The following is a 26002-nucleotide window of genomic DNA, read 5'->3' on the forward strand; positions in this document are numbered from 1 at the left end:
CAAGTACCTGGAGAAAGAGGAGCTCGGACTATTACTGGATACAGCGGCTAAGAAAGTATTAGAGATAGATTACCTCGTTTTCCTTATCCTCTCCTATATAGGAATGCGTGTGGGTGAATTAGTAGCCCTTAAGTGGAAAGACATCGACTTTGATGACCCTGCCATCGGCATTACAAAAACATATTACAATCTTACGAACAACACTATAAAGTACGAATTGGTCCCGCCTAAAACGAGAAGGTTGAGAAGAAAAATCACAATTGATGAAGATATAATCAAGGCACTACAAAAACACAATGAGGTTCAGAATAAAGTGAAAGATCGTCTTGGTTTGGCTTACCATGATAAAGGTTTTATTTTTGCAAAAAAAGAGCGGCAGCCTGGCTATCCAATCTTTATTAAGACTGTTGAAAACAGAATGGGACCGATAAGAGCCAGTCAAAGTATTTCAAATGAATTATATGCAAACCTTTGTTATTTTAAAATGCTAAATAATCTCGTAGGTTTTCCGCCCGCTTCCTTTAGATTCCACGCAACCGCGGGCACCATTGCGTTAGGCTAGCTTTGCTTCTGCCTCCGTAGTTCGAGACTTGCGCACTATAGACTGCGCCCATGCTGAGCGCACCAAAAAGGCAACTGCCGACTAGGGATCAGTTGCCTTTTATTAGGCTGATAACTTCCAAAAAGTTATTTAATTTGATTTAGTTTCTCTACTTAGAACAATCTTGCCACGGGTTCTTCCGGTTTGGCTAGATTTATGTGCTTTTTTTACTCCGTCAACTGTAAGTGGATAAACCTCCGTCACTACCGGCTTCAGTTTTTGCGCTTCAACTAGCTCGCGAATATGACCCATGTTTTCTCCATCCGGACGAGTAAACACAAATTCAACCTTAAGTTGAAGATTTTCTTCTTTCTTTTTTGCATAATCAGGCTTTATTGCATCTCTCTCGCTAATGATCGTAGCTACTTTTGAATTCTGCTTCATAAGTTTCAAAGCATCCCCGTATGCCGAACCTCCAAGCGTATCTAGCATGAAGTCAAATTTTTTTGTTTCAGCAATACTTCCTAAGTCATAAGCTATAACTTGATCCACACCTAAATCACGTACAAAATCATAATTCTTTGAACTTGTTGTGGTTGTAACATAAGCACCACGCGCTTTCGCTAACTGAATGGCGATCGAACCAATTCCACCACTTCCAGCTAAAATGAGAACATTATCCCCGGCCTGGATATTTCCCACTTCTACAAGTGCCTGCCAAACAGTTAATCCTACTAATGGGAGTGAGGCTGCTTCAACATACGTCAAACCTTGCGGCATTGGAGCAACAAGTCTTGCAGGAACAACGATTTCATCTGCATAAGTTCCCTGTTTCTCCATCTCAGGTCTAAAAAAAACATCATCCCCTGCTTGAAATTTTTTTACATTTTCTCCTGTCGCAATTATTGTTCCAGCTGCATCCCACCCTAAAATGAGGGGTAGTTCATACGGAAAATCCTCTTTCAAAAGCCCTTTGCGAACTTTCCAATCAACAGGGTTTACTCCGCTTGCTTTTATCGAAACTAATATTTCCTCTGGCCCTACTTGTTCCGTTGGTATGTTAATTTCCTTAATTTGCTGTTCTCCTCCATATTGCTCTATACCAATTCCTATCATCATAAGTACTCCCCTCTATAACTGTTGATGCATCAATAGTTTGAACCGTTGTAAGGGTGTCGAAAAAAATTTTCGACACCCTGATTAACAATGTTTTTAGATATGTGACTCCATCCGTTGAATCCGCTTCAGCGCCTAGGGGGCGGTCCCGTAAAGACACCTTAACTTGAATTACATATGAGTATCATGACTTCAACATATATAGTCTATCATTATTGAGTCATTAGATTTACAGATAGCCCTTGTATTACCATTTATCAACCACAGTAACGCCTACAGTTTTATATTCTCCCATAGACATTAAAATGCCACCGGCATCTTCAATACTTACAGTCCTAGTAACTAATTTAGCCGGGTCTAAAACTCCACTCTCTACCATTTGAAGCATATCTGGGTAACGGTGTGCTTGCATTCCAAGTGAACCAACAATAGAAAGTTCTTTTTGAACAATAAAATCAACTGGTAGCGAAATCATCCCTTGTTCTTCCTGTGTAGTAAGGCCAATTTGTAAATGACGTCCTCTTTTCCTTAAGCTATTAATAGCATTTTGACAAGTTGCGGGAACCCCTAGCGCATCAACTGCTACATGTACCCCCCCTTGAGTTAGTTCAAGGATTTCTCCCACAGCATCTTTTTCTTTTCCATTAATTGTTACGACTGCCCCCAACTCTTTGGCAAGCTTTAAACTTTCGTTATTTATATCGACTGCAATTACGTTGGCACCCAGAGCTGTAGCAATATGAATAGCAGAAAGACCAATTCCACCGCAACCATGAACGGCGACCCATTCACCGGGCCTCACTTTCACCTGATCTACTATTCCATGGAATGAGGTCATAAATCGGCAGCCTAATGCAGCCGCATCAATATAACCTACTTTTTCCGGTAAATTAACTACATTTACTTCAGCATTTGGGACATGAACATATCGACCAAATCCTCCCCAGTAATCAAATCCTGGAGCTACACCATTCTCACATATATTTTGATGACCGGACTTACAATATTCACACGTCCCGTCACCTTGGCTAAACGGAACAATTACTCTATCGCCTTTTTTAAAGCTCTTAACATCACGGCCTACTTCTTCAATAACTCCAGAAAATTCATGGCCTAAAACGTGGGGGAATTCGATATTCATACCATACCACTGCCCGTCGCCCATCCAAGCATGCCAATCGCTTCGACAAATTCCATTTGCTTCAACGCGGATAATAACTCCATCCGAGGTTAGTTCCGGATCTGGCATTTCCAATACTTCTAGAGGTTTTCCAATCCCAGTCATTACCATTGCTTTCATTTTTTATCACATTCCTTTATTTTTAGATTTTAATATAATAATTGAGATCGTTCCGTCAAAAGTACTTTTTTAAAATTACATCATCACTCAGCTACTCCATACTTTTCTACGGTACGATCTATACTATTTGCAGAATAACTGATTGCCTTTTCCACTTTTTTTAATGAAAATTCATGGGTGAGTAATTTTTTAAGTGGAAATTGCTCGCTTGCAATAACAGTGACAACACCTTCATATGACAACGGACTAAGAGATGTTGTTGTAAATACTTTTCGTCCTTTTTATTAATCCACAGGGCTTAAATTCCTATGGTATAGTCAAGAGTTAGGTTATGTTGGTTAGTAACAGTAATTCTTATAGCTCAATTCTTGTCGAAATCATCTTTTCGACTAAATACTCTCTAATCCCGTGATGACCTCCTTCTTTTCCATTTCCACTTTCCTTGATTCCACCGAATGGAACAGCAACTGTAATCGGTAACGTATCGTTTACTCCGATAATTCCATATTCCAACTCTTCGGATACACGATGTACCCTAGAAAGATTATTTGTATAAAAATACGCTGCTAATCCGTATTCCGTATTATTTGCTTTTTTGAGTACGTCTTCTTCTGTTTCAAATGCGATAATTGGGGCAACAGGACCAAAAGTTTCTTCATATGAAATAATCATTGAATCATTGACACCTTTTAGTACCGTTGGTTCAAAGAAACTTCCCGTATACTTACTTTTGTCTGGTCGTTTTCCACCAATAAGCAATTCAGCTCCTTTACCTATTGCATCTTGGACATGTTTCTCCGATTTTTCAACTCCTTTTTCACTAACGAGTGGTCCGACATTTGTTTCGGGATCAAGACCATCACCGATTTTTAGTTGTTTCGTCTTCTCTACTAGTTTTTCTGCAAATTCATCTACAACAGACTGATGCACGTAGAGTCGATTCATTGCTACACATACCTGCCCGGCACAAGAGAATTTACCAGCTATTAAACCATCCACTGCCAAGTCAATATCCGCATCTTCAAATACAATAAAAGGTGCATGCCCTCCTAATTCTAATGACAACTTTTTCACTGTTTCAGCACCTTGGGCCATTAACATCTTTCCAACCTCAGTCGAACCTGTAAAGCTAAGTTTTTTCACATTTTTGCTATTAAGTAACGTTGCCGAAATATCATTAGAATTTCCAGCGACTAAGTTGACGACACCAGCAGGAAGGCCTGCTTGTTCAAAGATTTCAAATATTAACTTGGCGGATAATGGTGACTGACTCGCAGGCTTTAACACAACTGTACACCCTGCAGCAATTGCCGGTGAAATTTTCCTAGTAATCATTGAAACTGGGAAATTCCATGGTGTGATTGCTCCTACGACTCCAATTGGCTGTTTTAGTACTTGCACGCGCTTGTTCGGCGCATCTGTTGGAATCGTTTCACCGTATACGCGTCGTGCCTCTTCCGCATACCACTGTACATATTCAATTGCCTGTTGCACTTCTGCGCGCATATCAGCTATAGCCTTTCCCATTTCAAGCGTTCCCGTTCGTGCCAATTCTTCTTTTTGTTCTGTCATCAAAGCTGCAATCCGATATAAGTAGTTACTTCTTTCGATCGCTGGTAATTTCGACCAAGTTTTAAAAGCTTTACTTGCTGCTTCAATTGCTTCTTCGACTTGCTCAATTCCTACCTTCGGTACTGTCCCTACAGTTTCACCGTTACTAGGATTTTTCACTACAATTTTACCAATTCCATCTGTAATCCAATTTCCATTAATAAACATATTAATCTTCCTCCATTAAATGTATTTATTTGTATTTTTCCGTTCGAAATAGATTCCTTGATTAAGCAGTTGCTTTTTTACTCTCTACGCTTTGTAGGAAAACAGCTCCTATTATGATTAATCCTTTTATAACTTGTTGAGGGTAATCAGGAACACTTAATAGGTTCATAATGTTTCCGATGAGCACAAGTATCAAAACACCAATGACTGTATTTATTACAGTCCCCCTACCACCTGCAAGACTTGCTCCTCCAATAACACACGCCGCGATAGCATCAAGTTCTAAGCCTACTCCGGTTACGGGCACTCCCACACCGGAACGGGATGTCACTATTATTCCAGCTATTGCACTTAACATTCCACATACCGCATATGCAAAAAACTTGTATTTCTTTGGATTGATGCCAGCGAACAGAACAGCCGTTTCATTACTTCCTGTAGCGATTAATAAGCGTCCTAGTGCGGTATATTTCATTAACAAATAAAATATTAATACAACAACAATACCTAAGAGGATTGGCCAAGCAATTCCAAGAAGTGGCATTGATTTACTTCCAAAACTACTTAAAATCTGAGTCGATGATTGTTCTAATGGGAGCCTTACGGGTTGTCCATTCGTTAACATATATGAAATCCCTCTTGCCATCGTCATCATCGCAAGCGTCACCACAAAAGGTGCCATCCCACTGTATGAAACTAAAAGACCTGACACAGAGCCAAGCGCCAATCCAACAGCAGCAGAAATCAATATTGCTAAAAGCAAACTGCTACTACTAGCAAATCCCCAGTTAGTTAATGCAATACTTACTACCATACTGCCCAATGCAGCTACGGACCCTACTGAAAGATCAATTCCACCCGTAATAATAACGAGTAACATTCCAACACTAACAAGCAAAAGAGGTATACTCTGCCTTAATAGATTTGATATGTTTTGTGAGGTAAAAAAAACATCTGATAACAAACTTGATGAAACAATTAAAATTAGTAGCATCAGTACAACGTTATATTTTAATAAAAAATCTTTTATATGCATCCCTCTCATTCCATATTTTCCATAGTTCGGATTACTGGAAACATTTACATTATCGTTATTCACTTTACGACACCCCCATTGAAAACCTAATTAAATTCTGTTCGGTAAGTTCCTCTTTAGAAAGCTCACCCATAATTTCACCTTCGCGCATAACTAAGACTCGGTCACACGTCCCAATAATCTCAGGCATTTCAGAGGAAACGATAATAATCGCTTTACCTTCCGCCGCTAATTGATTTATTACTTCATACATTCCAACTTTTGCTGCTACATCAACACCACGAGTTGGTTCATCTAAGATCAAAACTTTACTATCGGTATTAAGCCATTTCATTAGTGCGACTTTCTGTTGATTTCCACCCGATAAATTTGACACTTTACTGTCTATCGATGCTGTCTTCACACCAAGTTTACTAACCAAATCATTGACGCTAGCATTTTCTTTTCGTTTGTTAATCCAACCAAAGAAATTAGTGAAATTTTTAAGGGCGCTTAGGGTAGCATTGTTTTTTACCGACATATTCAATAATACCCCTTGGCTTTTACGATCTTCCGGCAACATAGCGATACCACATTCTACTGCTTGTTTTGGTGTTTTTATCGTTAAAGGCTTATTATGCAGGTATACTTTTCCAGAATCCTTTTTATCTATACCAAATATCGCCCTCATCGTCTCGGTCCGTCCCGCACCGATTAGCCCGCTTAATCCCAAAACCTCCCCTGCTCTCACTTCAAAAGTAATATTCTTAAATAGATTTCCACTAGTAAGCTTTTCAACTTTCAAAACTACTTCGCCAATACTATTTTTCCTTTTCAAATAAAATTCTTCCAAATCTCTTCCTATCATCAAGTTAACCAGAGTATTCTTGTCAATATCTTTAACATTAACTGTGCTGACGTTATTACCATCTCTCAGAACAGTTATTCTATCGCACATTCTAAAAATTTCTTCCAGTCTATGCGATATGTAAATAATACAAACGCCTTTTTTCTTTAGGTTATCAATAAGTTGAAACAACTTTTCTACTTCTTTAGTAGTGAGCACGGCAGTAGGTTCATCCAATACGAGTACAGTCGAGTTTCTCGAAAGCGCTTTACATATTTCAACTACTTGTTGATATGCTACAGAGAGCTTTGATACAGGCATCTCTACATCAATATCGCCAAAACCTAGTTGCTCCAAGAGTTCACTCGCTTTTGCACAAAGTTCTCGCCAACTTATTATCACTTTTCCGCTTCCTAGGTTGTCGATGAAAATATTCTCCGCAACAGTAAGATCCTTAGCAAGGGCAAATTCTTGATATATTACTGAAATCCCTTGATCACGCCCATCTTTAGGGTGAATAATGTTTACTTTTTCACCCTTAATAAAAATTTCACCTTCATCTTTTTGATAAGCTCCAGATAAAATCTTCATCAGGGTTGATTTACCTGCACCATTTTCCCCCATTAAACAATGAACTTCTCCAGCCCGAGCACTAAAGTTCACCTTGTTCAAGACGCTCAATCTACCGAAACTTTTGCTTATACCAAGCATCTCTACTTGGTTAATAGGTTCTTTCTTCATATCTTCACCTCTTATCCATAAGTCCCCAAGCTCAAGACATTTGGAGACTTATGGCGTTTATTGTTGAAAATTCACTCTAATTCGTCAAGCACTTCTTTAACCGTCTTAAATTCTAGTGGCTTATATTTAAAGAATGGATTTGATTTATCAGGGTCATAATACTCATCAACATTTTCCTTTACAATCGCTGCAGCCTCCAAATGTGTCTCCAAAGGTAAATTGTTTGCATCAAAGTCTTCTTCAAAAATCTTATAAATTAAATTAATAGCTTCTTCTCCTAATTGCTTGGAGTTGTATGGGCCCGTCACAAGTAAATCTCCGCTCTTTATGTATTCAAGAGCTTCTCTGGCACCATCCGAAGCACTCGCAACAAGAATTTCACCTTTTTTGTCAGCGTTTTCAATTGCTTTAATTGCACCCATTCCCATCCAATCATTGTCGGCAAGAATAATGTTAATACTTGAGGCATGTGCTACAAGAAGATCTTCAGCAGCTGCAAGACCACCTTCTTCCGTCCAATTTCCAGTACCTGCTCCGCGAACTGAAAACTTAACCTCTGGATATTCAAAACTACCCTTCTTTTTAAGCTCTTCAAATAATTTGTAGCCTTCGAGCATTGCATCTTCCTTCGACATACTCCCACCCATACGTTCGTGTATTATCCCGCCGATCATTCCATTCAAACGACTCTCGGATGTAGAATTACCCATAACGCCTATAATCATAGCCGCATTGATTTCTTCATCATCTCCATATTGGGTAGCGACGTATTTTCCTGCTTCAAAACCATTTAAATAAACGCTCGAAGTTATAGTTGTAATAACTGGTGCCGAAGCATCTGGAGCAGAACCTACAGTAATAACTGGAATCCCCGCATCAACAGCACGTTGTATACCGGAAACAACTCCTAAGATATCTGTAGGGTCAACAACAATTATGTCAACACCCTGTGCTATAAAAGAATCGATATGTTGACTCTGTTGTTCAACACTACTATCTGCAACTTGTACTTTTAAATCATACCCATACTTTTTAGCTGTTTTGGTAGCGGCGTCAATAAGCTCCACAAACCATGGATTTCCGGAAGTAATTTCTGTCCAGCCAATCACAATCTTATTGCGATCCTTTGGAGTTTTCGGCAAAGCCTTATCGATATTGGTACGTTCCTCCATATACGGATTTACAACTCCTGAAAGTGACTGCTTGGGCAAAAGTTTATATATTTCATGAACATCTGGATTTCCAGTTCCTGAACTACTTTCACTGTTTCCTCCGGATTTAGCATTTGAAGAATCTTCATCTACGGAACAACCTACTAGCAAGATTGAAAGAGACATTCCGAGTACAGTCAGAAAAGCAACTAGTCTTCTCATAAAATTTCCACTCCCCAGTATTTTTTATAAGGTAAATATTAATCACGAAATGAAACCGCTTCGATTTCCCCTTAAGAAAATGTTTTTCCTGTATTCGTGTTTTCCTCCTAATTTGATTAACCGCTTACCCTAATATACTTTAGTATTTTAGAATAGTCAATATAATCCAGTACTTTTTAATTATCACTATAATTCAATTGGTCTATCCATAAATACGTGTAGTGTATGTGTTTCATAAAAATCAGGTCAATTTCTGGTTGATTTCTATAAACTTTCTGCCCCCTTAGGTAATCGCTTAACTTAATTATATAAATTACCATAGTGGTAGTATAAATAGAATACACATTTCATATACTTTTCTATTAAATAATTATCATTTATCCTACGATTCAAGTACGACCTGAAATGTAAACATAGATAAGGGGATTTAAGCAAAATTAGTCTACCAATTTTCTATTGGAATAAGGAGAAACGATAGCATCATCTATCTTCTAACGCCGAGTAAGTTTTTCCTTATGCTCTTTTGTGTCTACAGTTTCCGAGCTTCCAAATTCGCGCATCTTCCCAATTACAGTTGCTTTTATTGCTTCGCGCATCGGTCCTAAATACTTACGCGGATCATAAACTTCAGAATCTGTCATAAGCGATTCACGAACTGCTTTCGTTCCTTCAATTTGATTTTCTGTATTCACATTTATTTTGGAGGTCCCTAATGAAATTGCACGTTGAATGTCTTTAACAGGAATACCTGTCCCACCATGTAATACTAGAGGTAAACCAGATTGTTTCGAGATTATTTCCATTTCTTTGAAACCAATATTTGGTTCTCCTTTATAAGGTCCATGAACCGAACCAAGCGCTGGGGCAAGGCAGTCAATGTTAGTGCTATCTACAATTTCTTTACATTCTTGTGGATCTGCATAAATAACACCATCTGCAATTACATCATCTTCTTGACCACCAACAACACCCAATTCAGCTTCTACGGAAACCCCGCGTGCATGAGCATACGCTACAACTTCATTCGTTAATTTAATATTTTCTTCAAGTGGCTTAGAAGAAGCGTCAATCATGACGGAGGTGAAGCCCGCATCAATTGCTTCTTTACATTTTTCAAAACTTGACCCATGATCCAAATGAATCGCTACAGGTACTGTCGTTTTATATTCATGTATAAGCCCTTTCACCATATTTACAACAACTGTAAATCCACCCATATAACGGGCTGCCCCTTCCGATACGCCAAGAATAACAGGAGATTTCTCTTCTTCCGCGGCTTGTAAAATTGCTTGAGTGTATTCTAAATTATTCAGGTTAAATTGACCGATTGCATACCCTTCTTTTTTTCCTTTAATCAACATTTCTTTCATTGACACTAATGCCATCTGAAATTCCCCCTCGGACTAATAAAAACAGGTATTTTATTTGGGAGTCACCAGTCGGATTTAAGTGTGACCCGGTTCCTTTTTCAAACACTTCTGATCCAATGCCATTTGGAGTTATTTTTCTAAATTGACGTAAACTGTAATTGTTTCAACGAGTTCTTGAATGGCATATATCGGTCCTTTATTACCGTTCCCGCTGTCTTTAACACCACCATAAGGCATCTGATCTATTCGGTAACAATAAGTGTCGTTAATGACGACGCCCCATCCTGCAAGCAAATAAAGAATGCGATACGATAAACACTCATATATTCAACACGTATCGTCCTAGTTTTAATTTAAATTACTTATTTTTTATCGCTACTTTTACCGCTTTGACAATATGACGTGTTGAAATTTCGTACTTCTCCAGCATTTCTTCGTTCGGACCTGACTCGGAGTTCCGATCCTTTACGCCTACGCGAAGCATTGGTACAGGCTTTTCCTCTACAAGCACTTCAGCTACGGCACTACCAAGGCCGCCGTATATGCTATGCTCTTCAGCTGTCACGATAACCCCTGTCATTTCAGCGGCTTTAATGATTGCTTCTTTATCGAGCGGCTTTATTGTAGGCATGTGAACGACTGCGACTGAAACCCCTTCTGCGTCAAGTTGTTCAGCTGCCTCGAGTGAACGGCTTGTCTGTGTTCCGGTTGAGATAATTGTAATATCTGTTCCTTCTTTTAACGTGACTGCTTTTCCAATTTCAAAATTATAATCTTCTTCAAAAATAACTGGATATGGATCACGAGCCAGTCGTATATAGACCGGTCCTTCATGTTGATGAGCAACTTCCATCATCTTCTTGACTTCCACACTGTCCGCCGGAGCTAACACAACCATATTGACTAACGTACGGAAAATAGCAATATCCTCCAATGCCTGATGTGTTTTTCCAGTCAATCCAGTCAATATGCCGCTGTATGCTCCAACCATTTTGACATTTAAATTGGGCTGCGCAATTTGAACTTGTATTTGATCAATCCCCCGTTTAGATAGAAATGCAGCAAATGTCGTCGCCCAAGGTTGTACACCGGTTGATGCAAGTCCCGCAGCTACACTCATCATATTTTGCTCTGCAATACCCATCTGTAAAAACTTTTCCGGATTTTTCATAGCTACCCTATCAACTTTTGTAGAGTTTGCTAAATCACCGTCAAGCGCGTACACTTTTTCGTCTTCTATAGATAATTGTAATAATGTTTCTCCAAATACATCTCTCATTGATTCTTTTTTTATTAATTGTATATTTTTCATTATTTAACCCCCGTTTCAAGTTCCTGGATTGCATCATTTAACTCTTCATTTGTTGGAATACGTGAATGCCATAAATAAACATTCTCCATAAAAGAGACCCCTTTCCCTTTTATTGTATTTGCAATTATAATTGTTGGCTTTCCGCATATTTCAAGCGCTCGATTAAAGGCTATATTAATTTGTTCATGGTTATGTCCATCTACATTGATTACATTCCAACCGAAAGCTTCCCACCGTTTTTCAGGCTCAGTCACTGGACTTTCCCGCGTATCACCTTCACCATTCCAGCCATACTGTTGAAGTTTGTTATAGTCTAAAATAGCAACAAGATTGTCAAGTTTATATTTTGAAGCTACATCGGCTGCTTCCCATACTTGACCTTCCTGTGATTCACCATCACCAATCATGCAATATGTACGGAAATTCTTATTCTGAAGCTTTGCCCCCAGTGCAATTCCTACCGCTGCTGAAATTCCCATACCAAGCGATCCGGTTGACATATCAAGTCCTGGTAATGTATTCATATCGGGGTGTGCCTGCAAGCGAGAATTGAGCGAATCGAATGTTTTCAATTCTTCAATCGGCAAGAAGCCCCTCAATGCTAAAACAGAGTAAAGTCCAATTGCTGAATGTCCTTTCGATAAAACAAAACGGTCCCGATTTTCTCCTCGGGGATTTTTAGGATCAATGTTCATTTGGTTAAAATATAAATTGACAAGTATGTCAACTGCCGACATCGGGCCTCCAACATGCCCAGCCCCTGCATGGTGTACTGTCTCAATAATTAAACGTCTTGCTGCCAATGATTTTTTCTTTAAATCGTTTAGTTCTTCTTCATTAAGTGCTAATGTCATTTTGAATTCCTCCTACTTACCTATTTAATATCCACTTATACTCACGAAGTTAAGCGCTTAATCAACTTACGAAATAAGAGTAAAATACTCTTATTGAAAGGCGAAATTTCTCCCTATCGAATTGATGATTTTCTGCAAAATACAAATTTGATCATGCCGATACTAACCAACCACCGTCGATATACAACGTTTGTCCGGTCATAAAATTAGATGCCTCAGACGCTAAGAAAATAGCTGCCCCTTTTAAATCCTGGTCAGTACCGGTTCTCTTCATTGGCGTCCTCATCATCATCCATTCATTTTTTTGTTCATCCTTAAAAACAGGTGCTGTCATTTTAGTGGAAAAATAACCAGGTCCAATCGCATTTACATTAATTCCATTCTCTGCAAACTCGACAGCCATCGCTTTAGTTAATTGTGAAACCGCGCCTTTACTAGCTGCATATGCAGCCATATCTTTAAATCCTAGAACACTAGAAAGTGAAGCTACGTTGATTATTCTTCCGCTATTTTGTTTTTTCATATATGGAATCACAGCTTGGCATGCGAACATGGTTCCTTTCAAGTTAACGTCCATCACAAAATCCCATTCTTCTTCTGTAAAGTCAAGGAACGAACGTCTTACATTTAAACCGGCTGCATTCACTAATATATCGACTGAACCTTGTTCTTTATTTACATTAGATACAAAACTTGAAAAGTCGTTTTTATTTTGAATATCCAAAGCTTCATAAAAGCTCTTTCTTCCATAACTCTCAATTTCTTTTGAGACCTCAACTAATTCATTTTCGCTTCTACTTGTAACTGCAACGTCTGCCCCCGCTTCTGCCAATGCCAAAGCCATTGACCGGCCCAAGCCTCTACCTCCACCTGTAACGATAGCTGTTTTTCCTTCTAGACTAAATAGTTTCATTTATCTACAACTCCTATTTTTTATATTTTAACCACTTATCTTTAATAATGGCTTAAGGTTTTTTTGAGTTAATGCTTCTTTAAAAGCACTTTCTACTTTATATAGTGGGTAAATCGTTATGAGCCCTAATAGTTCTTTTTGATATCGATTAATAATTTTCAATGCCTGATCATACTCGTTGGACTTACAGCTATAAGTAGTTAATAGTCTTATTTCATTTCTAACTGCCAAGTTTAAAGGTATATTGATATCTTTTTCATACAATGCAACAAATACGAGGTCACCTCCTTTTTTCACGCGCTTGACACCGGATTCAGCACCCTTTGGTGAGCCAGAGCATTCAAATAAAACATCAACCTTTTCTACTGAAGGAGGTGATTCATTTTCGACATACGGTACCATTCCAAACAGTGATGCGTGAATCAAACGATTTTCTTTATCTTGTGAAAGTCCAGAAATAACCACGTTTGCTCCAATATTTTTACATACTAAACCGACTAAGAATCCAATTATTCCTGTTCCTTGTACCCAAACATTATCACCTTTTTTCACATGGCTCATTGTCTCTACAGCATGTATCGCAACTGACATAGGTTCTGCTAGTGCTGCCAAAATTGAGGGTACTTCAGCCGGTATCCGTTGCAATAATTCCGCTTTGCACTTCACATATTCAGCCATTCCACCATTAAAATGAAGACCCATTACTTCAACATCCACACAAATATTCGTTCTTCCATTACAGCAATTTTCACACTCACCGCAAAAGTAAATTGCTTCCGCTACTACTCTTTCATTCTTTAAATCTTTATATTCTCCATTAAATGTTTCTACTACAATTCCCGAAATTTCATGTCCTAATATTCGTGGGAATTCTACAAACTCATATCCTTTCGAGTTTTTATATGCATGTAAATCACTCCCACAAATACCACTGTATTCTACTTTTACAAGCACTTCTCCTGATTTTAGAACAGGTTTAGGAATTTCCTTAATTTCTATTTTTTCGGGAACTTCAGTCACAACTGCAGCGATTATCCTTCTCTCCTCCTCGTATATTAGTAGTAAGATCTTTTAGTGAGGCATATATTAATGCTGCCTGCGAAAATTACCGATTGATGGGTTATTTTTTGGTTATTTTTCAAGACTGGCTTCAAGGAATATTGCTGGTTTACAATACAACCTTGCATATCAGTTTTCGTAAAAAGAGTTGTTCAGTATTCCCTAATTAGGATAAATCATAACTTTCAAACTCCCACTTCGATTTGTGTTGGCTTGCTCCATCGCCTTTTCAATTTCATCAATCGAATATCTGTCTGTAATAATCTCATTTACTTTGTTACCCATTGATTCCAGTAAACTGATTGCAAGTGGATATGTGTTTGTATAGCGATAGACAGAATACAAATCTATTTCTTTTTGCAACATTAAAATTACATTAAGCGGCACTTCATCCTTTGCCGGAAAACCAATGACAACGATAGCCCCACCTCTTTTCGTTAGTTCAATTGATGACTGTAAAGCCTTGACGTTTCCGGACGTTTCAAGTATCATATCAACGCCTGGCCCCAAAGTTGCTTCTTCTACCACTGCAACCATATCATCCTTCGCAACATTTATAACCCTTGTTGCACCTAACTTCTTAGCCATCTCAAGCCTTAAGGGTTCCATATCACTTACGATAATTTCTTTTGCTCCAAATGCTTTTGCAGCTAGAACTGTCATCAATCCGACCGGTCCCATCCCGGAAATGACAACTGTTGCACCAGGTTGTAATCCTCCACGCTTGACGGCATGTAAACCGACCGATAAAGGCTCCGCCAATGTAGCGTTTTCAAATGATAAAGTATCAGGTATAGAAAATAGATAATCCTCTCTATGCTTCAAATATTGAACAAACGCTCCCTTTACTGGCGGTGTGGAGAGAAACTGCACATCAGGACAAAGATTGTATCTACCCTCTTTACACCATTCACATGTTTGACATGCTACCCCGGGTTCAACTGCAACTCTGTCGCCAATTTTAAAACGGCTTACTTCTTCGCCTACAGCAACTACGATTCCAGCACATTCATGTCCCTGGATGTGTGGATATTGTACTTTCCTCTGACCTATGCGACCGTGGGCATAATAATGGATATCCGAACCGCAAATCCCAACCGCCATTACTTTGACGAGTACTTCTTTTCCAGTGATTGTCGGAACCTTTACATCCTCCACCCCCACTTCCAAAACCCCTTGCAAGTATGCAGCCTTCATTTCAGTTGGTAAAAAAAATTTCTTTTGTTCATCACTCGTAACATTTTTCATTAGAAAACCTTCTTTCAATTAATTTGTCAAGTGTGACTTAGAAGGATCTTTCCACATTTCTTTTCTTCACACATATCGAAAGCTTCTTTCCATTTTGTTAATGGAAGCTTGTGAGTAATAATCGGTTTAAGATTAACCTTTTTTTGCTCCAATATCTGCATAACCTTCTCCCACGTTTTTTGCGAATGTGCAAGAGAACCAAACAACTGAATCTGTTTGTAAAGAATGACATCATAATCCACCTTGATTTCTTGACCGAGAATTCCGACTTGAATATGTATGCCTAACTTTTTGAGGGCATGTAAACTGCTATTAATTGACGGACCTACCCCAGCACAATCAATTGTTACATCAACTCCAAGACCATTTGTTTCTGCCATGACCACATCTAGCAAATTTTCTTCTGAAACATTAACGACAACATCCACCCCTAGTTCTTTTGCTATTTCTAAACGTTTCTTATCGGCAGATGTACCAGCTACAATCACTTTACATCCCTTGATGGCAAGTAATGACAGGCAAAGGAGACCTATAGGACCCGGACCAGAAAGCAAAACTGTATCTCCAATTTGAATAGGGGTCAATTCTTCAACCGCTTGAACGGCACATGCAAGTGGCTCGGATAGGGCCGCTTCCTCCAAACTTACATTTTCGGGAATGGTGTAAATCATATCTTCACGAACAACAGCATATTTCGTAAAACTACCATCAGCACTAATCCCCATTCCCCTACGTTCGGAGCAAAACATGTAATATCCTGTTTTACAGTAGTGGCATGTGCCACATGTACTTGCCGTCGAACCAAGCACCGTGACCCTATCTCCTACTTTTACCTTGTGAATACTCTCACCAATTTCAGTGACGATTCCAGAAAATTCATGTCCCATAACAACAGGGGGTGAGTTTTCAAATGTATCATGATAAATATGTAAATCAGTACCACATATACCCGTGTAATGAATTTCTATTTTTGCCTTATCAGCTGGACAAGGCGGTTCCGGGATTTCCATAAGTTCTACGTTTCCGATGCCTGACTTCGTCTTTAAAAGTGCTTTCATCAATATTCTCCATTTCTTTTTACTCAGATTAAGTAAAGCGCTTTACTTTTTTTCAAGCTGAATATTAAAATTTTATGCCGAAATAGTCAAATTATCTTTATCATATTTCGTCTAGAATTAACAAGAAAAATATTGTAAGCAATTACCTTTATATTACTCTTTTATATACCGGCAATCCATTTTCCATCGGTATTAACAATTCACCCTGAATAATCGGACATACATATTCTTTAAACTCGGTTGTCATTGTGTTTTCCTTGACGTTGTACCATTCCTTAGGTACATAACGTTCTTGCCCTGCCATTTCTTCCAGCAAAACCGTTCCGTAGGAAATTTGATAATCGTCATTATGCGCAATTCTCTTCATGCTAATCATGACGCCAGTATAACCATCTATCGCGTACTGCCAAGCTACTCTTCCTATTTCATAGGCTTCATTCACATCGGTCTTTGAAGCAAGCATAATGCTACTTCTTTGCCAAATACTTGAATCAATAGAACGAGTATCAATACCCGTTTGCTCTTTAACTATTTCCTCCAAGTGGAGAGAAACACCACCCAATCTTGATCTTCCTAATGCATCGTATCCTAAATTTTTTTCATAAACTAATTCGCCATTCTGCCTTCGTATCCCTTCTGATACAACCAATACTGTGTTTCTATTTTCGTTGTATGCGCGAACAACCTTACTTAAACAATCTTCCAAACCGAATGCGATTTCCGGAATGTAAATAAGTAACTGTGTGTCATCGTCAGCAGGACCTTCTGCTAATGAGCAGGCCCCTGCAAGCCAACCAGTATGCCTTCCCATCGTTTCAATAATTGTAACCCGATTGTTTTCTGTATAACTCGCCATATCCATCTTCACGTCAAGCACTGAAGTAGCTAAAAATTTCGCTGCACTTCCGTAACCCGGCGAATGATCTATGCCTAGCAAATCATTATCTATTGATTTTGGAATACCGATTACAAACAATTCATATCCGACTGCTTTTGCGAATTCATTAATTCCTTTGGCCACATTCATCGAGCCGTTGCCACCAATGTAAAAAAAATAACGGATATCATTTTTCTGTAAAGTTTTAATTATTAATTTATAATCAACAGAAGTTAATTTATAACGTAATGTACCCAGCGCAGCCCCCGGCGTCCAACGCAACCGATACCTATCTGTATCTGACAAATTATCTAGCCTAAGGAAGGATTCCTTCAGCAAACCATGAATTCCGCCTGCGGCCCCTAAAATTTTACCGGTAAATGCAGAATGTAGAATCTCATCTATAATGCCGACCATAGAATTATTAATAACTGCTGTAGGACCACCAGATTGAACAATCAAACAGTTTCCCTTCATTTTCTTGCATCCTCTCTTTTCTTCACGGATAAATCTTTCCAAGAAACCCCAGCCTTCACTCATTTAAAACCAGGTTAGGTTAAGCGCTTTATCATTAAGTAAAAAAATTTATTCCCTATTATTTTTCTTACTTATTATATTGTCCCATTCTATTACCTGCTATCTAATTAGTCAACCTATTTAAATATTTTTTTAAAAAGGAGGTGCGCCCTATCTTACGGATCTTAATCAAATACGCTTCGACGCTTGGAATCCCTAACTACTCCGATAAGTCAGACTGAAACAAACTCCAGTATTATCCTCCGAGTTGAGGCTATACATAACACTTAAGACCGACACGACGTTATTTTGAACGTTTCCAAGCCGTCTATCTATCCTTACAAGGATATACGTAAACTGAACAATTCACCATGCAAAATTGATCCAACCGTTTCTCGAAGAGCATAAAAATCAATTGGGACTTTAAATCCGCCATACAGTCCTCAATGAATCTCATAAAGAGTGTATGGAAATGCCATAACAACGTCTTTTTCAAAATGTAGAAAAATCAAAAAGAACATAATAGTGTACTTACACACCACCTGTTTTAGCAGGTGGACTTTAACATAAATGTCGACGACTAAAGTCGTACTCCACGCTTCATTGAACTGGTTTTCTATGTAATTTCTTATTATTTCTTCCGTTACAGTGCCAACTGTTGCACAAAAATAACCTCTCGCCCATAAATTGTTGTCCCCAAAACCTCTTTTTAAGCTCGAGGAATTCATCTTGAAACACCTTATAGCCCTACTTGGTGGCATATACCGCGTAACTATTTTTTCTGTATCCGTCCATACTTTCACCTCATTTTACGTATGGACATACGACAATAAGGCTAAAAGCTAATACCGTCTAAAAACGGTGGCGTTAGACCACGCATTTGGAACTTAAATAAGTGAATCAACAACATTCGGATATTATCATTGATAAACTGTTTGTTAGGAAGTAAAACAAAAGTTTATCGTCTTAATATAGCCTACTTTTCAACCTCTTCTACAGCACCGTCTGACAATTTGGGGGGCATTTTAAATTTCGCGGTAGATTGCCGCTCAACAAGTGAAGGAAGTAGGGTGAGTCGGATTTTATCTTTTTCTTCTCCCTTAATCATAGATACAATTAAGTCCATCACTTGTTTGCCCATACTTTGAATTGGTTGAGAAATAGTCGTTAAAGGGGGTTCAACAATCCTTGCGATAAGCGTATTATCGAAACCGACAACCGATAGCTCTCCTGGCACATTCACTTTATTTTCTTTCGCCGCTTGAAGTACTCCAGTTGCTAATAAATCATTACAAGCAAAAATAGCAGACGGTACATTACTTCCGTTTAAATACTTATGTGTGATAAATTTACCAGCTTCCATCGTAGACTCAGTGATAAATTCAAAATCCTTTGAAAACTCAAGATTATTTTCATTTAATGCTTGTTTAAAACCCCGGATTCGTTCCCTATTACTCCATACATCAAGCGCAACGATTCCGATATTTGTATGGCCTAATCCAATCAAATAAGAAGCCGCTTGATAGCCACCCATGAAGTCATCCAGCGCCACTGCATTAACAGAAAACATCGGAAAATCGCGGGCTACAATTGCTACTGGTATTTCCTCTTTCATTAACTCTTTTACTTTCTCGATATTTTCAAAACCTGAAGCCAGAATAAATCCATCTACACTTTTCTGTTTTAAAAGTGCCAGATATTGATTCTCTTTATCTATTTTATAATCTGTGTTGCACATGACCAGATTGTAGCCAAGTTCCTCTCCACGATCTTCAATACTCCTTGCCAATTCTGAAAAAAACGGGTTAGCCATATCTGGAATAAGTAAGCCAATCGTTTTTGTTTGTTTCCCCATTAGCGCCGATGCAATCATATTTGGTTGATAGTTTAATTCTTCTATTACTTCATGCACTTTTCTTATAGTTTTTTCACTAATACGTCCAGTTTTATTAAGCACTTTAGAAACAGTTGCAATTGAAACATTCGCAGCTTTTGCTACTTCATATATCGTCGGTTTCACACCAGTTCTCCTCGTCTTCGTTAAACTACTTAAATAGTTTGTTTTCTATTTTAATATTATAGTGTATACCACTAGTGATGTATAAAAACAAATCAAATTTCCAGTTAAGTTCCCATTGCTATTTGGCCATAAAGGCAAGTACCTTAAAAAAGGTAGCCCTGTTTATTTGGTGATGGTATACAAATAGACGGCGGTAGAGAAGGTTGGTAAGATAGGCTTTTATGGGACTTCGGCTTTCTAGAATTGCCGTATTCAATGACGTTCCCCTCTCCAGAGTATTGCTTTTAACCAACGTTATTTGAAGAAGTATCTTCTTACTTTGGGTTTCGGATTGAACTAAATTAGTTAAACAATACTCAATTAATGCAAGGTAAATCTGATTTTTAAAGCATTTTTATTCTGACCATTGTAGTGTTTATTTCCACGTGCAACTTAATCCACTTGAAGAATAACTCAATCGCCCAACGTGACCGATAGATTTCGCTGATTTCTTCAGCAGTACTATCAAATCGATTTGTAATTAATCGCATTTCCTTGCCCTTGTGATCTAGAATTCCCATTATTCAAAAGACATTTTCTGTCCGAGTTGTTGTCTATCCATATATTCCATCTGGGTAGACAATTTTTAATGGAGCCGCCCCAATTATCAAATGAAGTTTTTTGTATATTCTTGTCCATGTGTGAGTCCTTTTTATTGAATTTGGACAGAAACCACCTGTACAGACTATAATAAAGGACTTTACCTTTTAGATTCTATATATCATTGATTATTTGGAGTAACTTTCAATATTTTGTTTCTATGCACAACACTGGTGAGCGTGCATACCCTTATCACCTGGGTAAGCGCTTCCTTTGATTGTATCTTACATTGATTTTTTTTTCAAGCTTTCATTAATGGTAATTGGCCCTATGATAAATACGGCATAGTTTCAATAGATTTCTATACACATGCCGCATTTTTTAAATTCAATTTTATTAACCATTAGCATTGCATTAAACTCTTTCAAGTTTGTCACGTATACAACAACCTTGTCCACAAAAGTATTGTTTTGGATAAAATGTAAACTTCAACCTGAATCCAATATAGGTTGTTAACACCTAAAAATACGTCGCTGTGCCTATACATTCTGAATTTCTTTTTGATAAATGAGTGAGAAAACAAAAAGCAGAATATTTCATTTGTTTTCAGCTTTTAAAGCGCTTTTGAAGGCATCCTGAAATAAGCTTAGAGACTTTGCATCTTTTAAGGCTATTTGTTTTAACGATGAGGTCTAATAAAAAGCGTAATAGAGGCTTTCAAATACCAGAAGCCAGCGATTATACCTGTGGATTTTTAATTTTCATTGCCTGCCTCAATAGGCAAACTCCGAGGATAAGGTAATCATATTTTTGAATGACCGTTCGTATACGGCATCTTTTCACATGTTTTTTTAATGGTTTTCAAGCTTTCCTGTCCGATGGAAGCAGATTTTATGCAACAGGCCAAAGTAAAGTGCACAGTCTTTCGTTACAAACTCTCCTGAAGGAAAGCGCTCTAGGTCCAGTTCTGTCTTTAATTCACTGTGAAACTCGATGGTTACATAATTCCGACACATGGCGATTGCAGCGGAAGCCGGAACAGGCAATGACATATAGTAAGTTTGGAATCCGTTTCTGGAACAAGCAGTATCTGTCCGTCTTTATCGATTGTCCATCCCATGACCTGAAAGGCAATACGGACGGGAACTCCCGTCCCCTTAATGGTGTAGAGGCGCACGACTGTATATACCTTTTACTAAGGCTCTTCAAGGCGAGTGCCCTGGCTGTTCTTTCTAGATTCCGCTTGATTACAAGGTTCACACGGTTAATCATATTGTCGGCACTGTCACATGCAGAATCCATTCGCTAAAGAAACGTTTGACCCCTCATGTATTTTGCGAGCTCAATTGCCTTCCGGAGAAAATCAGGGCCCGGTCACTCCTTTCACGCACTTCCACCTTGCCCCCGTAACCTTCTTATCCTATATAGGCAAACAGGGGAGCGCAGCCATCGCATCCTTTTTTAGTTATCGAAACGCCTTCTTTAAAAGCGTTGGAGTTGTCAAAAGGAGATACATACAAGTCCCAGAAGAACGTATCGCTTTGCCGCCCACACGAACTGGAGAAATGGCCACATTCAAACGACGGATAAGTCTGGATGACTCCTCTATTACAAAAAATCTATAAACCTCTTTTTTTGATATAAGCTGCTAGATCAACAAGCCGATTTGAATAACCAGTTTCATTGTCATACCAAGACAGAACCTTGACCATATTGCCCTCAAGAGTCATTGTGGATAGGGCATCAATCACGGAAGAATGCGGATCACCATTAAAGTCGCGGGAAACAAGGGGTTTTTCGCAGTATCCCAATATGCCTTTCATATCACCCTTGGATGCGGCCTTAAGTGCAGCGTTCACCTCTTCGACTGTAACCTCTTTTTCCAATTCTGCAACAAGGTCGACAACTGATACATTTGGCGTAGGAACACGCATCGCCATCCCGTTTAGCTTTCCTTTTAATTCCGGAAGAACAAGTGAGACTGCCTTAGCCGCACCTGTCGTTGTCGGTATGACCGATTCGGCAGCTGCCCGAGCACGGCGGTAATCATTGTGAGGCAAATCTAGGATTTGCTGGTCATTCGTATAAGAGTGGACGGTAGTCATCATACCGCGCCGGATGCCGAATTTCTTGTTCAATACTTTAGCAAACGGTGCAAGGCAATTTGTTGTACAGGAAGCATTTGATATAACATGATCTTTTTCCGGGTCATACTCCTCTTCATTCACCCCCATCACAATAGTTATATCTTCATCTGTTGCAGGAGCCGATATGATGACTTTCCTTGCACCTGCTTCCAAATGTTTGGCGGCGTCATTCCTTTTAGTAAAACGTCCGGTGGACTCAATCACCACATCAACACCAAGCTCTCTCCAGCCGATTTGGGAAGGATCCCTTTCAGCGAGCACCTTCAATTTGCGGCCGCCCACTATGATTTCACTATTTTCCACATGAATTTCCTCGTTAAGAGCTCCATGTACTGAATCAAACTCCAACAAATGTCCCAGCATCTGGGCATCCGTCAAGTCATTCACAGCCACGATTTCAACTTCCGGGTGCCTTAAAGCTGCCCGAAAAACATTCCTGCCGATTCTTCCGAAACCATTTATTCCTACTTTTACTGACATGTTTTTATTCCCCCTTTAAAATTTCCATCGCGGCACCTTCATCAGTGACCAGGATGGTCGACTCCGGCGCATTTTTCATATATGAACGGATGGCTGTCGCCTTTGATTTGCCTCCGGCAACTGCAATGACATGCTTAGCATGCGGAAGATCCTCCAGCTGTAAACCGATGGTGGAGACTTTATGCACGACATTTCCTTCGCAGTCAAAATAATAGCCGAAAGCCTCTCCTTCAGCGTGTCCCTTTATAATCTTGTTCATAATTTCATCATCCGTGTTCCGGCGTTCAGCCATTTTCAATGCATCTCCGATGCCATGCAACACAATATCTGCCCAACGAATCAAACCCAGGACATCATTTATGGATGGTTCTTTTAATAATATGGAGCGAAGTTCATTGCTCACCTCATCCGGCACATATAACGCGCGATGAGCCCCGCCTGTATTTTCTGCCATGGCCGCAGAAATGGAATTGGCCTGATCACTCACCTTTCCGCCTACTCCCCCCCGCGCTGGTACAAATAGTACTTCCTTTCCGGCCGTATCAATATGCGCAAGCGCTTCAGCCACAGAACCCATAGTTGTTCCACCTGTGACCGCTATGATATTTTTCTCTCCCAATTTGTCCTCAAGTATACGAGCGCAGGCTTTTCCGATTTCATCCTTTATCAAGGGCATCTTGTCACTGTCACCTGGAACAATAATTGTCTTTGTGATTCCCAATATTTTATTTAACTGTTGTTCCGCTTTATTCAATCCGGAAGTCTCTCTCATGAACTCTTCTAAGCCTGATAACAATTCTCTTCCGCTTTTGGTCAATCGCATACCGTCTGTATGATACTCGATCAGCTGTTGCGCCTTTAAAAGATCCACTTCACTTCTTAACACCCGTTCCGTCATATCCAACATTTGGGCCAAAAGCCTCCGACCAACCGGTTCAGTTAGACGAATAGACCGCAGGATAGAATAACGAAGTTCAATTTGAGCTAACAGATCAGGTACCAATTCCTGTTGCCACTTTAATAAATCCTTCATAACGCTCCTCTTTCTATAGTGTCCCTTTGGGACGTTTTCCGTCCCTCAGGGACAAAAATAAATATACTAATATGAACATATTAGCACCCGTTTGGAAAATCTTCAACAAATTATTTGTCCTTTTGGGAAATTCCATTATTTTGACTTTTCTATCATTATTAACCAAATTAGCGGAAGTTCAATCAACTTATTGGAGTAGGACTTGAGAGTATTTTATTATATGCCTTCTCCGAAATTCACCTCTTATCTTTAATGATGATTTAGCAATTGATTAAATCCTTTCATGTATTTAATCAATCTTTCACCATGGGGTGCTAGGAGTCGCAGGGGAAAATCTTGTAATCCCGATATAACAGAAGAGCCAATCTCTTTATTACCAAGGGGTTGAGCGCCTTTTTATTAGTACAGTTTAGATGGATTTTGACTAAGCAAAAAGTATTGAAGGATATAACATTATCCGTTCAATCCCCTGCACGCTTATTAAAACTTAGCGCTCTTAATCAGGAACTTCCCCCACACTCATTACGGTCATTATTGGCCGAAGCCGGTGTTGGGTTGGAACAGATTATGGACCGTCACGGACATTCTGATGATAGTACCACCCGAAACGTTTATTTACACATAACTAAAGAAATGAAAAAAGAGGCTTCTCAGAAGTTTACTCAACTAATGAGAAGCCTACAATAATCTTTAATATGTTAGATGGCGCTAACACTTTCCTTAAAACCTTTGACGTATAAGGGTTTCAGGAGGGTCTTACATCATGCCAGGCATAAGACTTTGACCTGTAACATCGTTCACGGATTTTACCGAAAGTGCGTCAAATCAAGGTTTTTACCTTCTACAGGTGTAACATCGTGAACGATGTTTTATGCCTTTTACTACATTGCTTTAGCAAAATGTTAGCAATTTCAAGCAGATAGTCGGTTACAGTTGTTCACGCACTCCATATGGCTTGAGTAGTGATGGCAGACATATAGATGTAGTAGTGTTTACCTTATTATTAGTAGTAAAACTTCTCAAATTTATCAAAAGAAAAGTGACAACCATTAATAGATAAATGGGCCACGGCGAAAACGATAGCGAGGACCAAAAATGGGACCTCGACGGAAACGGTAACGTGGACCACCGAAACCACCTATGAAGAATGGCATAAAAAAACTCCTCCTTTATTGAATGATATTATAGGTTATGCCACAAAGGTGCTCGGGGACAAAGACATATATGGAGAAATCTAAAAATCAGGTAAAATATCTCTTATTGAGTGAAGGTAAAGGGAATGGTAACAAAAGAAAATTCAACTAGATAAATTAGGGTAATCGTCAAAAGGTAAGGTTAATACCTGGAGTAGCACAAGGGATCATTCACTTTTAGAAAAGCTTCTTTAATTTTTGGTGCCACGACCAGAAGTTTGCTAAATTTTGTTCGAAAGATTAATAGAATTAACTAGTATTTCAGTTGTTTATATATATAAAAAGAGGGAGTGTAAACTAAACTGTGTAAGTGAGAGAGCGTACGGCTCTTGCTTCGCTGTTTGGTTTTTTTTTATTGGTAGAATACAATAAATGAATGGGAGGTATTTCTAATGGCTAAATCTAAACGAGAAGAGAAATCAGTTGAATTAGCAAATCAGATCCTAGAAAACTACCAACCAAAAACTGTTGAAGATATGCAGAATGCACTGAAAGATATATTCGGCCCCATGTTTGAGGCCATGTTAAAAGGTGAAATGGATAACCATCTGGAATATGAATCCAATGACAAAAATGAACAGGAAACAGACAACAGGCGTAATGGTTATGGCAAGAAAACCTTAAAGACAAG

At 38.9% G+C, this 26002-nt stretch carries 21 protein-coding genes and 2 pseudogenes; 3 read left to right on the top strand and 20 right to left on the bottom strand.

The window, feature by feature from the left end:
* Positions 1-34 precede the first annotated feature (34 nt).
* On the top strand, positions 35-562 hold the full coding sequence (locus D5F11_RS02280) for a tyrosine-type recombinase/integrase (protein ID WP_245998036.1): 528 nt from the start codon (positions 35-37) through the stop codon (positions 560-562).
* Between the two features lie 129 nt (positions 563-691).
* On the opposite strand, the gene D5F11_RS02285 is transcribed toward D5F11_RS02280, so the two are convergent.
* From D5F11_RS02285 to D5F11_RS02380, 20 genes and pseudogenes are all read right to left on the bottom strand, one after another.
* The gene (locus tag D5F11_RS02285; protein WP_245998025.1) at positions 692-1660 is read right to left on the bottom strand and encodes an NADP-dependent oxidoreductase; all 969 of its coding nucleotides are present in this window, start codon (positions 1658-1660) and stop codon (positions 692-694) included.
* A 244-nt stretch (positions 1661-1904) separates the two neighbouring features.
* Positions 1905-2957 (bottom strand): zinc-dependent alcohol dehydrogenase family protein, encoded by a 1053-nt coding sequence (locus D5F11_RS02290; protein WP_120115682.1) that lies wholly within the window; start codon positions 2955-2957, stop codon positions 1905-1907.
* Positions 2958-3311: 354 nt separating this feature from the next.
* On the bottom strand, positions 3312-4736 hold the full coding sequence (locus D5F11_RS02295) for an NAD-dependent succinate-semialdehyde dehydrogenase (RefSeq protein WP_120115681.1): 1425 nt from the start codon (positions 4734-4736) through the stop codon (positions 3312-3314).
* A 61-nt stretch (positions 4737-4797) separates the two neighbouring features.
* Entirely contained in the window at positions 4798-5835 is a 1038-nt protein-coding gene (locus D5F11_RS02300; RefSeq protein ID WP_245998027.1) for an ABC transporter permease, read from the bottom strand.
* 1 nt (position 5836) lies between these two features.
* The gene (locus D5F11_RS02305) at positions 5837-7339 is read right to left on the bottom strand and encodes a sugar ABC transporter ATP-binding protein (protein WP_120115680.1); all 1503 of its coding nucleotides are present in this window, start codon (positions 7337-7339) and stop codon (positions 5837-5839) included.
* Between the two features lie 71 nt (positions 7340-7410).
* Positions 7411-8712, bottom strand: coding sequence for a sugar ABC transporter substrate-binding protein (locus tag D5F11_RS02310; RefSeq protein ID WP_120115679.1), 1302 nt, complete (start codon positions 8710-8712; stop codon positions 7411-7413).
* 491 nt (positions 8713-9203) lie between these two features.
* Positions 9204-10097 (bottom strand): class II fructose-bisphosphate aldolase, encoded by an 894-nt coding sequence (locus tag D5F11_RS02315; RefSeq protein WP_120115678.1) that lies wholly within the window; start codon positions 10095-10097, stop codon positions 9204-9206.
* Between the two features lie 114 nt (positions 10098-10211).
* A complete protein-coding gene (locus D5F11_RS27250; RefSeq protein ID WP_281277042.1) occupies positions 10212-10376 on the bottom strand; it encodes an aldehyde dehydrogenase family protein in 165 nt (54 codons plus the stop codon).
* A gap of 64 nt (positions 10377-10440) precedes the next feature.
* Positions 10441-11394, bottom strand: a complete 954-nt coding sequence (locus tag D5F11_RS02325; RefSeq protein WP_120115676.1) for a transketolase family protein — start codon at positions 11392-11394, stop codon at positions 10441-10443.
* Positions 11394-12248, bottom strand: coding sequence for a transketolase (locus D5F11_RS02330; RefSeq protein ID WP_120115675.1), 855 nt, complete (start codon positions 12246-12248; stop codon positions 11394-11396). Before D5F11_RS02330 ends, D5F11_RS02325 begins: the two co-directional genes overlap by 1 nt.
* A 151-nt stretch (positions 12249-12399) precedes the next feature.
* The gene (locus D5F11_RS02335; RefSeq protein ID WP_120115674.1) at positions 12400-13161 is read right to left on the bottom strand and encodes a glucose 1-dehydrogenase; all 762 of its coding nucleotides are present in this window, start codon (positions 13159-13161) and stop codon (positions 12400-12402) included.
* Positions 13162-13188: 27 nt separating this feature from the next.
* Positions 13189-14181: a zinc-dependent alcohol dehydrogenase gene (locus D5F11_RS02340; protein ID WP_120115673.1), complete on the bottom strand. Its 993-nt coding sequence runs from the start codon at positions 14179-14181 to the stop codon at positions 13189-13191.
* Positions 14182-14382: 201 nt separating this feature from the next.
* Positions 14383-15468 carry an NAD(P)-dependent alcohol dehydrogenase gene (locus D5F11_RS02345; RefSeq protein WP_245998029.1) on the bottom strand — a complete coding sequence of 362 codons (1086 nt, stop codon included), beginning with the start codon at positions 15466-15468 and terminating at the stop codon, positions 14383-14385.
* Positions 15469-15494: 26 nt separating this feature from the next.
* Positions 15495-16526 (bottom strand): zinc-dependent alcohol dehydrogenase, encoded by a 1032-nt coding sequence (locus D5F11_RS02350; RefSeq protein WP_120115672.1) that lies wholly within the window; start codon positions 16524-16526, stop codon positions 15495-15497.
* A 148-nt stretch (positions 16527-16674) separates the two neighbouring features.
* Positions 16675-17922, bottom strand: coding sequence for a 6-phosphofructokinase (locus D5F11_RS02355; RefSeq protein ID WP_245998031.1), 1248 nt, complete (start codon positions 17920-17922; stop codon positions 16675-16677).
* Positions 17923-18524: 602 nt separating this feature from the next.
* A pseudogene (locus tag D5F11_RS27255) lies at positions 18525-18648 on the bottom strand (transposase); the annotation flags it as partial.
* Positions 18649-18895: 247 nt separating this feature from the next.
* The gene (locus tag D5F11_RS02365) at positions 18896-19939 is read right to left on the bottom strand and encodes a LacI family DNA-binding transcriptional regulator (RefSeq protein ID WP_120115670.1); all 1044 of its coding nucleotides are present in this window, start codon (positions 19937-19939) and stop codon (positions 18896-18898) included.
* 383 nt (positions 19940-20322) lie between these two features.
* Positions 20323-20499, bottom strand: coding sequence for a transposase (locus D5F11_RS27980; protein WP_120115669.1), 177 nt, complete (start codon positions 20497-20499; stop codon positions 20323-20325).
* A 1638-nt stretch (positions 20500-22137) separates the two neighbouring features.
* Positions 22138-23145: a type I glyceraldehyde-3-phosphate dehydrogenase gene (gene gap, locus D5F11_RS02375; protein WP_120115668.1), complete on the bottom strand. Its 1008-nt coding sequence runs from the start codon at positions 23143-23145 to the stop codon at positions 22138-22140.
* Between the two features lie 4 nt (positions 23146-23149).
* On the bottom strand, positions 23150-24178 hold the full coding sequence (locus D5F11_RS02380; RefSeq protein ID WP_120115667.1) for a sugar-binding transcriptional regulator: 1029 nt from the start codon (positions 24176-24178) through the stop codon (positions 23150-23152).
* Between the two features lie 474 nt (positions 24179-24652).
* Here D5F11_RS02380 and D5F11_RS02385 point away from each other — a divergent pair.
* Together D5F11_RS02385 and D5F11_RS02390 are read left to right on the top strand one after the other, a co-directional pair.
* Positions 24653-24865 (top strand): annotated as a pseudogene (locus D5F11_RS02385) (tyrosine-type recombinase/integrase); the annotation flags it as partial.
* Positions 24866-25763: 898 nt separating this feature from the next.
* Positions 25764-26002: transposase (locus D5F11_RS02390; RefSeq protein WP_185830451.1), on the top strand; the 239-nt coding region annotated here is incomplete at its 3' end.

The sequence above is a fragment of the Siminovitchia terrae genome, from assembly GCF_003605405.2.
In the GTDB taxonomy this organism is placed as follows: Bacteria; Bacillota; Bacilli; order Bacillales; family Bacillaceae_C; genus Siminovitchia; species Siminovitchia terrae.

Excerpts from the sequence above, each read along its gene's own strand:
- D5F11_RS02350 (WP_120115672.1), bottom strand. The coding sequence starts at position 16,526 with ATGAAAGCACTTTTAAAGACGAAGTCAGGCATCGGAAACGTAGAACTT.
- D5F11_RS02310 (WP_120115679.1), bottom strand. The coding sequence starts at position 8,712 with ATGAGAAGACTAGTTGCTTTTCTGACTGTACTCGGAATGTCTCTTTCA.
- D5F11_RS02345 (WP_245998029.1), bottom strand. The coding sequence starts at position 15,468 with ATGAAAAATGTTACGAGTGATGAACAAAAGAAATTTTTTTTACCAACT.
- D5F11_RS02325 (WP_120115676.1), bottom strand. The coding sequence starts at position 11,394 with ATGAAAAATATACAATTAATAAAAAAAGAATCAATGAGAGATGTATTT.
- D5F11_RS02335 (WP_120115674.1), bottom strand. The coding sequence starts at position 13,161 with ATGAAACTATTTAGTCTAGAAGGAAAAACAGCTATCGTTACAGGTGGA.
- D5F11_RS27980 (WP_120115669.1), bottom strand. The coding sequence starts at position 20,499 with ATGGGAATTCTAGATCACAAGGGCAAGGAAATGCGATTAATTACAAAT.
- D5F11_RS02290 (WP_120115682.1), bottom strand. The coding sequence starts at position 2,957 with ATGAAAGCAATGGTAATGACTGGGATTGGAAAACCTCTAGAAGTATTG.
- D5F11_RS02315 (WP_120115678.1), bottom strand. The coding sequence starts at position 10,097 with ATGGCATTAGTGTCAATGAAAGAAATGTTGATTAAAGGAAAAAAAGAA.
- D5F11_RS02295 (WP_120115681.1), bottom strand. The coding sequence starts at position 4,736 with ATGTTTATTAATGGAAATTGGATTACAGATGGAATTGGTAAAATTGTA.
- D5F11_RS02330 (WP_120115675.1), bottom strand. The coding sequence starts at position 12,248 with ATGACATTAGCACTTAATGAAGAAGAACTAAACGATTTAAAGAAAAAA.
- gap (WP_120115668.1), bottom strand. The coding sequence starts at position 23,145 with ATGTCAGTAAAAGTAGGAATAAATGGTTTCGGAAGAATCGGCAGGAAT.
- D5F11_RS02285 (WP_245998025.1), bottom strand. The coding sequence starts at position 1,660 with ATGATGATAGGAATTGGTATAGAGCAATATGGAGGAGAACAGCAAATT.
- D5F11_RS02380 (WP_120115667.1), bottom strand. The coding sequence starts at position 24,178 with ATGAAGGATTTATTAAAGTGGCAACAGGAATTGGTACCTGATCTGTTA.
- D5F11_RS02305 (WP_120115680.1), bottom strand. The coding sequence starts at position 7,339 with ATGAAGAAAGAACCTATTAACCAAGTAGAGATGCTTGGTATAAGCAAA.